General features: G+C 63.3%; 9 protein-coding genes. 4 read left to right on the top strand and 5 right to left on the bottom strand.

Going from position 1 to position 14,255, the window contains the following annotated elements; genetic code table 11:
• Window positions 1-125: 125 nt before the first annotated feature.
• The 3 genes from ACTJKT_RS20155 to ACTJKT_RS20145 all read right to left on the bottom strand — a co-directional run bounded on the left by ACTJKT_RS20155 (window position 126) and on the right by ACTJKT_RS20145 (window position 4,631).
• Window positions 126-3,065: a TonB-dependent receptor gene (locus tag ACTJKT_RS20155; protein ID WP_440788298.1), complete on the bottom strand. Its 2,940-nt coding sequence runs from the start codon at window positions 3,063-3,065 to the stop codon at window positions 126-128.
• A gap of 103 nt (window positions 3,066-3,168) precedes the next feature.
• The gene (locus ACTJKT_RS20150; RefSeq protein ID WP_440788297.1) at window positions 3,169-4,122 is read right to left on the bottom strand and encodes a FecR domain-containing protein; all 954 of its coding nucleotides are present in this window, start codon (window positions 4,120-4,122) and stop codon (window positions 3,169-3,171) included.
• Window positions 4,119-4,631 (bottom strand): sigma-70 family RNA polymerase sigma factor, encoded by a 513-nt coding sequence (locus ACTJKT_RS20145; protein ID WP_440788296.1) that lies wholly within the window; start codon window positions 4,629-4,631, stop codon window positions 4,119-4,121. Before ACTJKT_RS20145 ends, ACTJKT_RS20150 begins: the two co-directional genes overlap by 4 nt.
• A gap of 302 nt (window positions 4,632-4,933) precedes the next feature.
• Here ACTJKT_RS20145 and ACTJKT_RS20140 point away from each other — a divergent pair, with 302 nt between their 5' ends.
• Entirely contained in the window at window positions 4,934-6,652 is a 1,719-nt protein-coding gene (locus ACTJKT_RS20140; protein ID WP_440788295.1) for a hydrogenase maturation protein, read from the top strand.
• Between the two features lie 141 nt (window positions 6,653-6,793).
• Window positions 6,794-10,078, top strand: coding sequence for a metallophosphoesterase (locus ACTJKT_RS20135; RefSeq protein WP_440788294.1), 3,285 nt, complete (start codon window positions 6,794-6,796; stop codon window positions 10,076-10,078).
• Here the strand turns inward: ACTJKT_RS20135 and ACTJKT_RS20130 are convergent.
• Window positions 10,069-12,699, bottom strand: a complete 2,631-nt coding sequence (locus ACTJKT_RS20130) for an MGH1-like glycoside hydrolase domain-containing protein (protein ID WP_440788293.1) — start codon at window positions 12,697-12,699, stop codon at window positions 10,069-10,071. The two genes, ACTJKT_RS20135 and ACTJKT_RS20130, sit on opposite strands and share 10 nt — an antisense overlap.
• A gap of 198 nt (window positions 12,700-12,897) precedes the next feature.
• On the opposite strand from ACTJKT_RS20130, the gene ACTJKT_RS20125 reads away from it, so the two are divergent.
• On the top strand, window positions 12,898-13,176 hold the full coding sequence (locus ACTJKT_RS20125) for a hypothetical protein (protein WP_440788292.1): 279 nt from the start codon (window positions 12,898-12,900) through the stop codon (window positions 13,174-13,176).
• 195 nt (window positions 13,177-13,371) lie between these two features.
• Window positions 13,372-13,833: a hypothetical protein gene (locus ACTJKT_RS20120; RefSeq protein WP_440788291.1), complete on the top strand. Its 462-nt coding sequence runs from the start codon at window positions 13,372-13,374 to the stop codon at window positions 13,831-13,833.
• A gap of 12 nt (window positions 13,834-13,845) precedes the next feature.
• Here the strand turns inward: ACTJKT_RS20120 and ACTJKT_RS20115 are convergent, their stop codons facing one another.
• Window positions 13,846-14,250, bottom strand: a complete 405-nt coding sequence (locus ACTJKT_RS20115) for a DUF488 domain-containing protein (RefSeq protein WP_440788290.1) — start codon at window positions 14,248-14,250, stop codon at window positions 13,846-13,848.
• Window positions 14,251-14,255: the final 5 nt, after the last annotated feature.

Raw genomic sequence — 14,255 nt, 5'->3', positions numbered from 1 at the left:
CTACGGAGGAATCGCGGGAAGACCTCCATTTGCAGGCGCAACAAAACCTGTAGGAGCGAAGCTTGCTCGCGATGCAGGCGCCGCGGTGCATCAGGCCAGACACCATCCTGAGCCATAGGGGGGGATCAACCGCCAAAGTGATAGCTCACATCCAGCCACCACTGCCGGCCATAGGGGTCGTAGTTGCCGATGGTGTAGTACGGCCAGCCGGCGGAGTCGTCGCGCTTGACCTGGTTCAGCAGGTTGTTGACGGTCAGGCCGACGCTAGCGCGGTCGTTGAGCTTGTAGCGGGCGCTGGCGTTGAACACCGTCCAGGGCGACACGCGCCCGTCGGCGTTGCCGTTGGTGACGCTGCCGTAGCGGATGCCCAGCAGGGTCGCGGTGTAGTGCTGGTAATCCCAGGTCAGGCTGGCGTTGGCCTTGCTGCGCCAGTCGTGATTGCTGCGGTCCACGCGCCAGTCCTGGGTCTGTGCGTCGTCCGATTCCTTGTAGTAATGCGAGAGCACCAGGGTGTAGCCCAGGGTCGAACTGAAGGCCCCATACTCCCCGGCGCCCCAGCGGATATTGCTTTTCAGGTCGAGCCCGCTGACCCGTTCGCTGGCGGCGTTGATCGCGTTGAGCTGCACCCGCTGCAAGCGGTTCGGGTCCACCGCGGCAGTGCCCGGGTTGCGCTGGATCCGCGCCAGGGTCGCCTGGCAACTGGCCGAGTCGATGTCCATGGCGCCACTGCGGCAGGCGTTCTCCTCTTGCAGCAGGCGGTTCTGGTCGACGGTGGTCAGCAGGTCTTCGATCTGCACGCGCCAGTAATCCACCGACACATCGAAGTTGCGCGACGGCGACCAGACAAAACCGTAGGTCCAGGACTTGCCCCGCTCGGACTTGAGGTCGGCGGTGCCGCTCTGGGTGTAGTCCACCCGCCCGCGATCGCAGGCGCCCTCCACGCCCTGGCTGCACCCGTAGTAGTCGATCTGGTCCGGTATGTAGTCGTTGGTGTCGGCCTGGTAGATGTAGTTCAGGTCCGGGGCGCGGAAGCTGGTGCCGTAGCTGCCGCGCAACAGCAGGCTGTTCAGCGGGCGCCATTCCAGGCCAAGGTTGTAGGTCTTCTGCTGCTCGGTGCGACCGCTGAACTTGTACTGGTCCCAACGCCCCGCCAGCGATGCCAGCAGGCTGTCGCTGATCGGCACGCTGAACTCGCCGCCGGCGGCGTAGCGCTTGCGCGAGCCTCCGGAGCTCTGCGCCGGGGTGGTGCCGTAGAAGCTGCCGTCGTTGAGCCCGTCGTCCGGGTCGACGCGGTATTCCTGCTTGCCCAGCTCCAGGATGCCGGCGAAGCCCACCGGCCCGGCTGGCAGGTCGAACAGCTCGCCATTGAGCGAGGCGTTGTAGCTCTGCGACACCGACTTGCTGGTCTGGGTCAGGTTGCGGCGAAACTGCCGCCACTCCTCCTCGGTCAGCGGCCGGTCAAGGCGCGAGGCATCCGGGGCGAACACTGGATAACCGCCCTGCTCGCCCAACTGCGGGCCCAGGTAGAAATCGCGGATAGTGGCCGACGGGGTATAGCGCGTGGTGCGCACGCTGCGGTACTCCGAGCGGTTGGCCGCCAGCTCGTAGCTCCAGGCCGTGTCGGCGATCCGGTCGGACAGGCCCAGGGTGCCGGTCCAGGAAGTGTCGCGCCACTTGCTGTTGTTGCTGGTGCGGCCGCCGATTTCCTCCTCGGAGAAACGCCGGAACCAGCGCTCCAGGTTGCCCGTGTTCTGGTTGATGAAGTCGGGCGAGGTGAAGCTCGGCCCGCGGGTGTTGTTCTGGATATGGTCCAGGCCATACATCAGGTCGGCGAAGACCTTGCCGCTGTCGCTGAAATGCCAGGTGCCACGGGTGTAGCCGTCGTAGTTTTCCTTCTGCGTCTGCAGGGTCCGGTAATCGTTGTAGGACTGGTCGGTGGTACAGCGCCCGCCGCTGCCGCTGAGGTGATTGCCAAAGACCCCCGGATAGGCGCCGCAACCGGGGCCGATGTATTTGCCAGTGTCGAGGTTGCGCCGGTAACCGACATCCTGGACCGGCCCGTTTTTCATGAAGCCGCGATCGTCGTTCCAGATCGGCTCGCGCTGGGTCAGCTCGAGGCCGAACAGGCCATCGAAATCCCCCCAGCTGCCACCGCCGCTGATCTGCAGGCGCTGGTTGTCGCCGCCGCCCCGCTCGGTGGTGCCGCCCCGCAGGTTGACGTCGATGCCGCTGGCCTGCTCCTTGAGGATGATATTGACCACCCCGGCGATCGCATCGGAGCCGTAGATCGCCGAGGCGCCGCTGCTGAGAATCTCGATGCGGTCGATGATCGCCGAGGGAATATTGGCCAGGTTGGTGAAGTTGACCCGGCCGTCATAGGCCGTCGGATAGTCCGCCACCCGCCGGCCGTTGATCAGCACCAGCGTGTGGTTGGGCCCCAGCCCCCGCAGGTTGAGGGCGCTGGCGGCGGGCTGGAAGGTGTTGCCGTAGTCCTCGCCCTGGGTCATGCCGGTGTTCTGCGTCTGGGTCGCCAGGGCGTCGTAGACATTGCGGTAACCGCGGGCCTCCATCTCCTCATGGGTGATGACGTTCACCGGGGTGGCGCCGTCGGACTGGGCGCGGGCGATGCGCGAGCCGGTCACCGTGACTTTTTCCAGCTGCGGGTCCGCCGCGCGAACCGGCGCCACGGCGCTGACTTTAGGGCTGGTCTTGGCACTGGCCGGAGCATTGCGAATGGTTAGCCCCTGCTCGCTGTGCTGAGCCTCCAGGCCGCTGCCTTGCAGGGCCTTGTCCACCGCCTGCTGGCCACCCAGGGCGCCACGAATGGCCGGGCTGCGCTTGCCCTGCACCAGGTTCTGGCTGAAGGAAATCGGCACCCCGGTCTGCCGCGAGATATCCAGCAGCACCTCGTCCAGCGGGCCGGGGGAAATGTCGAAGGTGATCGGCCGGGCATCTGTCTGCTGTCCCCAGGCGGAGCTGCCATAAGTGCCGAATGCCAGGACCAGGGCCAGAGACAGGCACGCCAGTGGCCGGCGCGGCGGGTGGAAAAGGATCGATGAGTGCATGGACAATTCCCTGTTGAATGCGGTTGCAGGGAATGAGCAGCGACTGGCGGTTTTTTATAGGGAGCGGTTAGGCCAAGAGGTTATGGGGTTATAACCGCGCCCTTCAGCGCGGCTCGATGCTGACCCAGTACGGGCTGTGGTAGCTGACGCGGATTGGCAACGAACGCTCGAGCAGCTGCAGGCTGCGGTCGCTGTCGTCCAGGGGATAGATGCCGCTCAGGCGCAGGTCGGCCACCTGGGGGCTGAGGCGGATGATGCCGCGCCGGTAGCCACGCAAGCTGTCGATCACCTCGCTCAGGGGCCGGTCGCGGGCCTCGAATACGCCCGAGGTCCAGGCGCTTTCATGGCCCTTGGCATGCTCCAGCAGCAACAGGCGCTGCCCGTCGAAACGCAGGCTTTCTCCAGCCTCGACCAGCTGCCGCGCGCCACTGGCGGTGAGCACCTCGACCTGCGAATGCAACATCACCAGACGCGTCCAGTCCTCGCCGCGCTCCACCAGAAACTTGGTGCCCAGGGCCCGCATGCGCCCGTGTTCGGTTTCCACCACGAAGGGCCGCTGCGGGTCCTTGGCCACGTCCACCAACAACTGGCCATTGCGCAGTTGCAACAGCCGCTGCCGGGCATCGAAGCGGGTCACGACCTGGCTGCGGGCATTGAGGGTCAGGGCGCTGCCGTCGGCCAGGGTGAAGTCGCGGCGCTCGCCGGTGCCGGTGTACAGGGCGCCCGCCTCGGGCAGCAGGCCGTAGCGCCGGCCGAGCAAGGTCGCGGCCAAGGCCAGGGCCATCACACTCAGGCTGCCGCCGATAAAACGCCGGCGGCTCGACGGCGCATTCAGGCTGTGCAGCAGGCTGTCCCGGGACAGGTTGCGCAAGGCCTGGCTGCGCAACGCCCCCAGGCCGCCGCCCATCAGCGCGATGATCTGCTCATGCTGGGGGTCGGCGGCGCGCCAGTCGTGGAATGCCTGGCATTCCTGGGCATTCATCTGCCCCGATTGCAGGAGCGCCATCCATTGCGCGGCTTCATCCACCAGCGCCTCGTTGGCGCGCGGACGGCTCATGCGTCGGCCATCGCCAGATAACACCGTTTGAACGCCTCGGCCATGTACTGCTGGACGCGACTGGTGGACACCCCCAGCTGCTGGCCGATTTCGGCGTAGGTCAGGCCGTCGAGCTGATGGTAGAGAAAGGCCGCCTTGGCCTTGGCGGACAAACCGTTGAGCAAGCGGTCCACCGCCAGCAGCGCTTCGATCACCAGTGCCCGCTCCTCGGGTGACGGGTGCACCGGGGTCGGTGCCAGGGCCAGGCTTTCCAGGTAGGCGCGCTCCAGGTCCTGGCGCCGCCAGCCTTCGTAGACCAGACGCCGGGCGATGGTGGTCAGCAGCGCCCGGGGCTCGCGGATGGCCGCCGGGTCCGGCAGGGCCAGCACCCGCACGAAGGTTTCCGAGGCGATGTCCTGGGCGCTGTGATGACAGCCCAGGACACGACCCACCGAGGCGCACAGCCACTGATAGTCGCGTTTGAACATCTGCCCGATCAGTGAGTAATGAGGGTTCCGATTCGCACCCATACCTTGCTCCCTCACGAGACAGCTCCCCCATCCCGAAATCGTCTGGCTGGGTCGGGACATTGCCGACCCAGGATTAGGGGAGCGACTGTGCAACAGGGCTGAATCCATTTGGAAGTAATTAAAAATTTACCCAGGCTAACTAACGAATATATGTAATCCGGCACCTCGCTACACCGCACGACGCACTTGATTGATCTCGATCAGCAGTACCCCCAAAGGTCCTCTCTACTCTTGCGCCTCCATCGGCCAGGGACGGCTTTTCGGAACAGCCGGCCCCGCTTCACCTTCAAGGAAGAGTCGTTATGCAATCGCTGAAGATCATTCTGCTGTCCACCGCCTTCAACGGTCTCACCCAGCGTGCCTGGCTGGACCTGCGCCAGTCCGGCCACCGCCCCAGCGTGGTGCTGTTCACCAGCGAAGAGGAAGTCTGCCGGCAGATCGAACAGGCCGATGCCGACCTGGTGATCTGCCCCTTCCTCAAGGACCGGGTGCCCGAGCAACTGTGGCGCCACCCGACCCGCCCGGTGATCATCATCCACCCGGGCATCGTCGGCGACCGCGGCGCCAGCGCCCTGGACTGGGCCATCAGCAACAACCTCGAGCGCTGGGGCGTCACCGCCCTGCAGGCAGTGGAAGAAATGGACGCCGGGCCGGTCTGGTCCACCTGGGAATTCAAGGTGCCGGCGCAGGTGCGCAAGTCCGAGCTGTACAACGGGCCGGTGGCCGATGCGGCGATCCATTGCATCCGCGATGTGGTGGAAAAGTTCGGCAGCGACTTCGTCCCAGTGCCCCTGGACTACAGCCAGCCGCAAGTGCGCGGCCGCCTGCAACCGAACATGAAACAGGACGACCGCAGCTTCAGCTGGCACGACAGCGCCAACTTCATCAAACGCTGCATCGACGCCGCCGATGGCCAGCCCGGAGTCCTGGCCAGCCTCGCCGGCGGCCAGTACTACCTGTATGACGCGCACCTGGATAGCCGCAGCGGCACCCCCGGCGAGTTGCTGGCGGTGCACGACGACGCGGTACTGGTGGCCTGCGGCGACCGCAGCCTGTGGATCGGCTCCCTCAAGCGCAAGGCCCGGCCGGGCACGGAACACTTCAAGCTGCCGGCCCGCCATGTGCTGGCCGGCCAGCTGGACGGCGTGCCCCACCTGGACTGGTCGGTCGCCAGCGAGCCGTTCAGCGACGAGGCCTACCAGCCGATCCGCTACCGCGAGTCGGGCCATGTCGGCGAGCTGACCTTCGAGTTCTACAACGGCGCCATGAGCACCGAACACTGCCAGCGCCTGGTCAGCGCGCTGCAATGGGCCAAGGCCCGGGACACCAAAGTGTTGCTGTTCAAGGGCGGGCGTGGCGCGTTCTGCAACGGCGTGCACCTCAACGTGATCCAGGCCGCGCCGGTGCCGGGCCTGGAGGCCTGGAACAACATCCAGGCCATCGACGACGTCTGCAAGGAGCTGCTCAGCGCCCGCCAACTGGTGGTCAGCGGCCTGACCGGCAATGCCGGGGCCGGCGGCCTGATGCTGGCCCTGGCGGCCGATGTGGTGCTGGCCCGGGCCAATACTGTCTACAACCCGCACTACAAGAGCATGGGCCTGTACGGCTCGGAATACTGGACCTACAGCCTGCCCCGCGCCGTCGGCCACGCCATGGCGCACAAGCTCACCGAGGAATGCCTGCCGATCAACGCCTTCCAGGCCCTGCAGATGGGCATGGTCCAGGAAGTCGGCCCGCGCTGCCCCGACGAATTCGGCCTGTGGCTGCTGCAACGGGCCAACGCCGTGCTGACCGAACCGAAATACCAGGCCCTGCGCGAGCGCAAGGCCAACGCCGACCCGCAACTGATGCAGCACTGCCGCAACGCCGAGCTGGAACAGATGCACCTGGACATGGTGCAGAACCGCCACGGCTTCGCCGAGAAATGCGCCGGCTTCGTCTACAAGCGCAAGACCTGCTGCACCCCGCAGCGGTTGATCGAGGATTGGGCCGTGCCGCAGCCGGATACCTTGAGTGCCTGATCGGCCTGCCACGTCGGGTTTGATGGTCAGCCTGCGCCACGTTACCTCAAAAACTTCGCGCCGCAGGCTGGCACATTGGATCCTATCCACTTACATGACTATGCTAGCGCCCCATCGCCTCCTTCCTGATTGCTCAACACTATGCCCAACCACCGCTCGCTGCATTGGCTCCACCTGTCGGATATCCACTTTCATAAAAAAACCGCCTGGGCAGACAGCCATGCACGCCGCAAGTTACTGGAGTTCCTGACTCGAAAGTTCCAGGCCAACGAGCTGCCCAAACCGCAGTTGATCTTCTGCACGGGCGATATCGCCTTTGGTCAGACACCGGACTCTCCAATGCCTGAGCAGTACCAGCCGGCCAAGGACTTCTTCGATCAGTTGCTTGCCTGTTGTGGCCTGGAACGGGAGCGGCTGTTTGTCGTACCCGGCAATCATGATGTGAACCGCAAGAAAGTTCTTGAGGGTCAGCAGCACCACCTGCGGACCATGGCTAAAACCTCCATGGAATACACGCGGCAAATCAGCTCCCGTTTTGACAGCCTGTCGGCAGAGTTCACGGCGGACATGAAGCGGATGGAGGACTATGGAGTCTTTACCGCGCAGTACCTGCCGCATCTGCATGACCCCGTGCGACACCTCTACGCCCGACAGATCGACCTGAGCGGTATCAAGGTTGGAATCGCCGGCTTCAACTCCGCATGGAGTTGCTACGACAACGACGATAAGGGCCAGATGTGGCTTGGGGCGGATTGGCAGTTCAACCACATGAGCAACGCCCTGGAAGGGGCTGACCTGAAGATTGGCCTGATTCACCATCCCCGGGACTGGTTCAATCAGGCCGAAATCGAGATCATCAAAAAACGCAAGGCCCATGACTTCCAGTTCTGGCTGCATGGGCACAGTCACAACCCCTGGCTCGATCCCGGACAGAAGCTGATCAAACTGGAAGCGGGCGCCATAGGTGCCGAGACCGATGACCAATTCGGCTTCAATCTGGTCAGCCTCGACCTGCAGCAGGGTAGCGGGGTTGCCCATCTGTTCGAATTCAAGAATGGCTGGAAAACACAGACGGTTGCCGATATGGCGGAAGACGGGCGGTGGCATTTCAAACATTCGGTCTGCGCAGCCCCGGTTTCATCTGTCACGGTCTCGGACAGCGTAGAAGCAGCGCCATTATCAGTGCCGGACAATCTACCGTCCGACGACATCCCAAAACCGCCGGAATTGTTTGGCCGCGACAAGCTGATCTCCACCCTCACCGCCATGCTCAAGGAAAAGCCATCCGTTGCGTTGTACGGCTTGAGTGGCAATGGCAAGACAACCCTGATCAAGGCGCTGCACCGACAAGCAGCATTTCAAGGAACGGTCTTTGTAGACATTCACTCAAGCCGCCAGATGACGGTTGGCGAGCTTTTTCGTCGCCTGCTGGATGCGCTGAACAACCGACGGGAAGATCCGCTTCCACCCAGCGGGACGGTCGAGGAACAGGCGCAAGAACTTAAACGGCTTTATCCCCATGCCCAGAATGCATTCGTCTGGATCGACGGTGCCCATCTGCTGTTTGAAAAGTCGCATTGGCGCAACCCTGAGATTCGCACCCTGCTGGCAGCCCTGGCGCAGGCATTCCCCGACTGGAAGTGGGTCTATGAGCTGAGCGAAAAACCGGAAGAAGGCAGCTTTGGTCGCGACTGCGTGATCCAGGAAATACCTGGGCTCGACCGGGCAGGCCTGGCTTCCCTCCTGGCAGCCAGGGCACCTCAAGCGCAGAAATCCGAGTGGACTTATACCGGCAATAACTTGAGAGCACTCTACCAGTGGCTGGGCGGAGGACAGGGAGGCACTGCCCATACCTTGGCAATCGAGTTGCTCGCCACTATCGCGGCGGAAAAGAAAAGCTCCCCCTTGGCGGTCTACCAGAACCTTCGCCATGAAGTCATAGAGCGCCTGGACGAGAAACTGCTCAGCATTATTCACGATGAAATACTCGGCAATGCAGAGCAAAGATTGCTCAAGGTCCTGGCACTCTACCGTAATGCGATTCCACAGGATCATGCCGACTATCTGGAGGACCGCCTGGGCATCCAGGATGCCTGGCAGAACCTGAGAAGGCGCGGCCTGCTTCCTCTGGACAACAACAAAGATCACTACCTGCATGGCTTCATCGCCAGTTGGACGCGGCAGAAGAAACTGGCGCTTAAAGACGCCGAACTCACTCCCGATTACGCAGAAGATATCCCGGCAGAAGTGGCGGACATGCATCTGTTGATCGCCCGGTGCTGGCAGCGTCAGATCGGTCGTCAGAAAGAGCAGATCAACTTCCAGCGGGCCAATGAAAGCTTCTACCACCTGCTGTGTTGCAATGAATTGGGAACTATCGAGGAGTGGGCCGAACATCTGACCGGCAAGGAAACCGGCTGGAGCAATGAGGCCCTATGGGTCATCTACCACCGTCGCCGCGACGCAGGTGAGTCGATTGAACGACAGCAGGAAGTCCTGCAACTGCTGACCAATATTCATCCTCGCGAGCACAAGGCCCAACGTTTCCTTGGTGAATGCCTGCAAAAGACTCAAGGAGACACTTGCAATGAAGCCTTGCAAGCCTTCGAGCAAGCACTGGAGCTAAGCCCGCAATTTCCACCCTATCTGGCTAATCTCGGAAAGCTCCTCTTGGGCCGGGGCAAGAGTGGGGCTGAAGAGTTTCTGGCGCGACTTGAGGAGCACCAGAAAGCCTACCCTGAAGCCATCAACAACCATGTCCAGTCCATCCAGAACCGTTGCCAAAAGCTCGTAGGAGATCCGAATGAGGCCACGCTTCAGCGCCGCCAAGCCATAGAGGACGGTAGTAGGAACCCTGCGTTCTACACCGAAGAAGCCAAATACCAGTTGGAGCAATGCAATGATGCCGATGAGGCTCTGCGCCTTTTGGATCTTGCCATCAAACGCCAGTGCTCCAACGATCACAGCTTAGCCATCCGGAACAAAGTGCTCGAGCATCTGGATCGAGGCCCAGAAGCCTCCGCTCAACGTCGTCAAGCCATCAACAACGGCAGTAAGAATCCCACGTTCTACAACGACGAAGCCAGATACCAGTTGGTGCAACGCAATGATGCCAATGAAGCATTACGCCTTTTGGACCTTGCCAGCAAACGCCAGTGCTCCAACGATTACAGCGTATCCATCCGAGGCACGGTGCTCGAGAAACTGGATCGTGGCCCAGAAGCCTCCAAATCACGCATGACCAGAATCGAAGCAGGCACTCGCGACCCCGTACTCTACGCTGATGAAGCAATCTACCAACTGGAAAAGCTCAACGATCCTGAAGAAGCCCTACGCCTATTGGACCTGGCTTGCATGCGCGACTGCAATGATCACGTAACTCAAAAAATTCGGCGCATCGCACTGCTGCGTAGAAATCAGCGCTGAAGTAACAACGCCACCAGTGCCGTCCAACCGGTCTGGTGGCTGGCCCCCAGGCCGCGGCCGGTGTCGCCGTGGAAGTACTCATGGAACAGCAGCAGTTCCCGGTCCCGGGGATCGGCCTGCAACTGCGCGTAGGCGCACATCGATGGGCGCCGCCCGTCCTCGTCGCGCAGGAACAGGCGGGTCAGGCGCTGGCTCAGGCTGTCGGCGACTTCCTCCAGGGACGCCAGGTAGCCGGAACCGCTGGGGTATTCCACCGAGAAGTTGTCGGCGTAATAGCGATGAAACTCACGTAGAGACTCAATCAGCATGTAGTTGATCGGCATCCACAGCGGCCCGCGCCAGTTGGAATTGCCGCCGTACAGCCGTGAGTCGGAATCGGCCGGCGCGTACCGGGCGCACAGTTGGTGACCGTCGACCTGCAGGGCGAAGGGGTGTTCGGCGAAGACCCTGGACAGCGAACGGATACCGAAGTCGCAGAGAAATTCGGCCTCGTCGAGCATGCGCTTGAGCAGGTCCTTGGTGCGCTCGCCGCGCAACAGCGCGAGCAACAGGCGATTGCCCTGCCCCGGTTCGTTCCAGCGCGACACCAGATTGGCCAGGTCCGGCCTATGGTGCATGAACCCCAGCAAGCGCTCACGCAGCCCCGGCAGGCATTCGTGTTCATGCTGTTCCAGCACCTGCACGGCGAACAACGGCATCAGGCCGACGATGGAGCGCAGGCGCAGCGGTTCGTTGCCGCCGTCGGGGCGATGCAGCACATCGTAGAAGAATCGGTCCTGCTCGTCCCACAGCCCTGCGTCGCTGTTGTCCAGCCGGTTGATGGCCCCGGCGATGTACAGGAAGTGTTCGAAGAACTTCACCGCGATGTCCACATACACCGGGTTGCGCCTGGCCAGTTCCAGGGCGATGCGCATCAGGTCCAGGGCGTAGGCCGCGATCCAGGCGGTGCCGTCGGCCTGGTCCAGGGTGTAACCCGGCGGCAAGGGCGCCGAGCGGTCGAACAGTGCGATGTTGTCCAGGCCGAGGAAACCGCCCTGGAACAGGTTGCGCCCCTCGGCGTCCTTGCGGTTGACCCACCAGGAAAAATTCAGCAGCAGCTTGTGGAAGATCCCCTCGAGAAAGTCCATGTCGCCCTGGCCGGTCAGGGCTTTTTCCCGCTGGTACACCCGCCAGCTGGCCCAGGCGTGCACCGGCGGGTTGGCGTCGTCGAAGCGCCATTCGTAGGCCGGCAATTGCCCGTTGGGATGCATGAAGCGGTCCTTGACCAGCAGCAACAGCTGGTGCTTGGCGAACCCTGGATCGATCAAGGCCAGGGCCACCGCCTGGAAACCCAGGTCCCAAGAGGCGTACCAGGGGTATTCCCAGGTGTCGGGCATGGCCACGATGTCGAAGTTCGCCAGGTGCCGCCAATGGCTGTTGCGCAGATGGGCGTGGGATGCCGGTGGCGGGGGCTGGCCGGGGTCGCCGTCGAGCCAGCGGTTGACGTCGAAATCGTAGAGTTGCTTGGACCACAGCAACCCGGCCAGGGCCTGGCGCTGCACATTACGCGCGTCGGCATCGGCGATGCCCTGTTGCAGCGCGGCGTAGAACTCGTCGGCCTCGGCCCGCCGTTGCTCGAACAGAGTTCGGGCGCTGACCTGGGGCGAGCCGGCCGGGGCAAAACGCAGATACAGGCTTTTGCTCTCCAGCCCGGCCAGCTCCAGAGTGAAGTGGGCAGCGGCGCGGGTTCCGCCATCGCGGGCAATGGCGGTGCTGGCGCCTCCCAGCAGATAGTCGTTGATCCCGTCCTTGAACGGGCCGGGCGTGGCGAGGCCATCGAGCTTCGGGAAGTTGGTTTCGTTGTTGCAGAACAGCCACTCGCAAGGCTCCGGCCCCCAGGCCGTGACCTGCATCGGCGGACAGCGCGGATGCCGGGCCAGCAACTGCTCGCCCTCCAGACGCAGGCTCGGCTTGCGCGAATCGCCGCCCCAGCTCCAGGTGTTGCGCGCCCAGACCTGGGGCAAGACCCGCAGGCGCGCCGGCTGATGGAAACGGTTGTGCACCGTGACCCGCATGAAGATGTCGTCGACCGCGTGCTTGGCGTATTCCACCGTCACGTCGAAGTAGCGATCGTCCTCGAACACCCCGGTGTCGAGGATCTCGTACTCGGTATCGTCCAGGCCGCGCCGGGCGTTTTCCCGCAGCAGGTCTTCATAGGGAAAGGCCGCCTGCGGGTATTTGTAGAGCATGCGCATATAGGCATGGCTGGGCACGCCATCGAGGTAGAAATACAGCTCCTTGACGTCTTCGCCGTGATTGCCCTCGGCGTTGTTCAGGCCGAACAGGCGCTCCTTGAGAATGCTGTCGCGCTCGTTCCACAGGGCCAGCCCCAGGCACCAGTGCTGGGCCTTGTCGGAGAACCCCGCCAGCCCGTCCTCGCCCCAGCGATAGGCACGGCTGCGGGCATGGTCGTGGGGCAAGTAGGCCCAGGCATCGCCATCGGCGCTGTAGTCCTCGCGCACCGTGCCCCACTGCCGCTCGCTCAGGTACGGCCCCCACTCGCGCCAGGGTTCGCCCGCCGGGCCATTGAGGCGCTGGCCTTCGACCGTTTCGAGGATGCTTGCCGCCGCTGCTGCCGTCATGGAGGTGTCCGTGAGCCATGGAGGTGAATGCCAGTGTAGGGGCTGGCGGCGCCGGCGGCCCATGACAAATGTTTCATGGTGCGAGGCGCCAACAGCGACCCATTGCCGCACAAGGCCTGTGATAGAGCCTTCGGCTTAAATTTCCGGGGAGGCGTTCGTTATACTCGGCAACCCTTTTGCGCAAACGCGGTACCCATGATGTCCAGCGACAAAACCCTCCTGGCGAGCCTTGTGCTCTGTGTATTGGCCCTGCCGGCGCAGGCCGAAGGCCTGGACCTGAGCTACCCGATGCCTGCCCTGACAGAGGCAACGGCCGCCCCGGCAGCGGAGCCGGAACCCAGCAAGTTCCACCTGGAGTTCAAGGCGCCGATCACCCTGGAACATTCCTGCAGCGGCCCACAGTGCAATTACGAAACCGACCTGAGCCAGCGCCATGAGCCGGAAACGGTGAACCGATGGTCGGTCGGGTTCAACTGAGCCGCTTCTTTTCAGGTATGTCGTTACAGCGGTAGCGCTTGCAAGGACGCTATCGCGAGCAAGCTCGCTCCTACAGAACCAGGGTTAACACCGACCTGGCGGACAGCCCCCACCCGATCCAGGCACCAGGGTGCATCGCGCAGGCAGAAGCTTGGCTAGGCTATAAGCATGCCCCGCGAATGCCTGGGAGGTCCGATGAACCGCACGATCCTGAGCCCTCTGAGCCTGGTCCTGGCCCTGTTGGCCGGCTGCTCCAGCCCGCCCGAAGTCATCGATAAGGAAGCGGCGGCCATCGCCGAAGGTGTACTGGCCTTTCGCGATATCTGCCTGAAGTCCGCGCCCTCCTTCGCCGGGGCCGACAGCGCGGCCAAAGCCTATGGCATCGCCAGGCTGGACGATGCCGGGTATGCGCGGATGGGGCTCAGGCCGGACCACAGCCTTGGGGTCCAGGTGCAGAAAGGCAAGCAATGCGCGGTGACCACGCCGTCGCAGCGGGACAAGAGCCTGAGCGCGCAATTTCTCAAGATAGCCGAGCAGTTCTCCAGCACCCCGGTGGCGCAGCACCTGCCGGCGCAAATCACCCTCGACAAGCAGACTTTCCTGCTGATGCACGACCGGCGCGGCGGCGAGGCTTATGTGATGTTGAAACGCCCCTGAAACCCAGCGCCTTCATTCAGGCGGCGACAGGTGCGCGTAACACACCGGCGAACTCCCCTCGCCCTGGCGGTCCAGCTCGTCCTCCAGCCACTCGGCCAGCACCCGGGCATTGTTGTGAGCTTCATCGTGGGCCGAGTACACCAGGGTCAGGCGGCCCTTTTGCGCGCGTTCCAGCAACGCCCACCAATGCTCGGGGCGGGCCGTCAGTTCCTGGCGGTAGCGGCTGCGGAAGCTGGCGAAATCCAGATCGCCGGACTTGAAGGCTCGGCGCAATTCGGTGGACGGCGCCAGCTCTTTCAACCACTCATCCAGCGGCAACTGCTCCTTGCGACAGTTGCGCGGCCACAGGCGGTCCACCAGCACCCGATAACCGTCGTCGGGGCTCGCCAGCTCGTAGGCGCGTTTGCACAGAATCATGGGTT

This window comes from Pseudomonas sp. 22526 (assembly GCF_052044735.1).
GTDB classification, from domain to species: Bacteria; Pseudomonadota; Gammaproteobacteria; order Pseudomonadales; family Pseudomonadaceae; genus Aquipseudomonas; species Aquipseudomonas piscium.
Note: the sequence above shows the minus strand (reverse complement) of the source record. Positions and strands in the feature narration are given on the sequence as shown.

Coding starts and splice junctions, on each gene's coding strand:
- ACTJKT_RS20155 (WP_440788298.1), bottom strand. CDS start 3,065: ATGCACTCATCGATCCTTTTCCACCCGCCGCGCCGGCCACTGGCGTGC.
- ACTJKT_RS20150 (WP_440788297.1), bottom strand. CDS start 4,122: ATGAGCCGTCCGCGCGCCAACGAGGCGCTGGTGGATGAAGCCGCGCAA.
- ACTJKT_RS20145 (WP_440788296.1), bottom strand. CDS start 4,631: ATGGGTGCGAATCGGAACCCTCATTACTCACTGATCGGGCAGATGTTC.
- ACTJKT_RS20140 (WP_440788295.1), top strand. CDS start 4,934: ATGCAATCGCTGAAGATCATTCTGCTGTCCACCGCCTTCAACGGTCTC.
- ACTJKT_RS20135 (WP_440788294.1), top strand. CDS start 6,794: ATGCCCAACCACCGCTCGCTGCATTGGCTCCACCTGTCGGATATCCAC.
- ACTJKT_RS20130 (WP_440788293.1), bottom strand. CDS start 12,699: ATGACGGCAGCAGCGGCGGCAAGCATCCTCGAAACGGTCGAAGGCCAG.
- ACTJKT_RS20125 (WP_440788292.1), top strand. CDS start 12,898: ATGTCCAGCGACAAAACCCTCCTGGCGAGCCTTGTGCTCTGTGTATTG.
- ACTJKT_RS20120 (WP_440788291.1), top strand. CDS start 13,372: ATGAACCGCACGATCCTGAGCCCTCTGAGCCTGGTCCTGGCCCTGTTG.
- ACTJKT_RS20115 (WP_440788290.1), bottom strand. CDS start 14,250: ATGATTCTGTGCAAACGCGCCTACGAGCTGGCGAGCCCCGACGACGGT.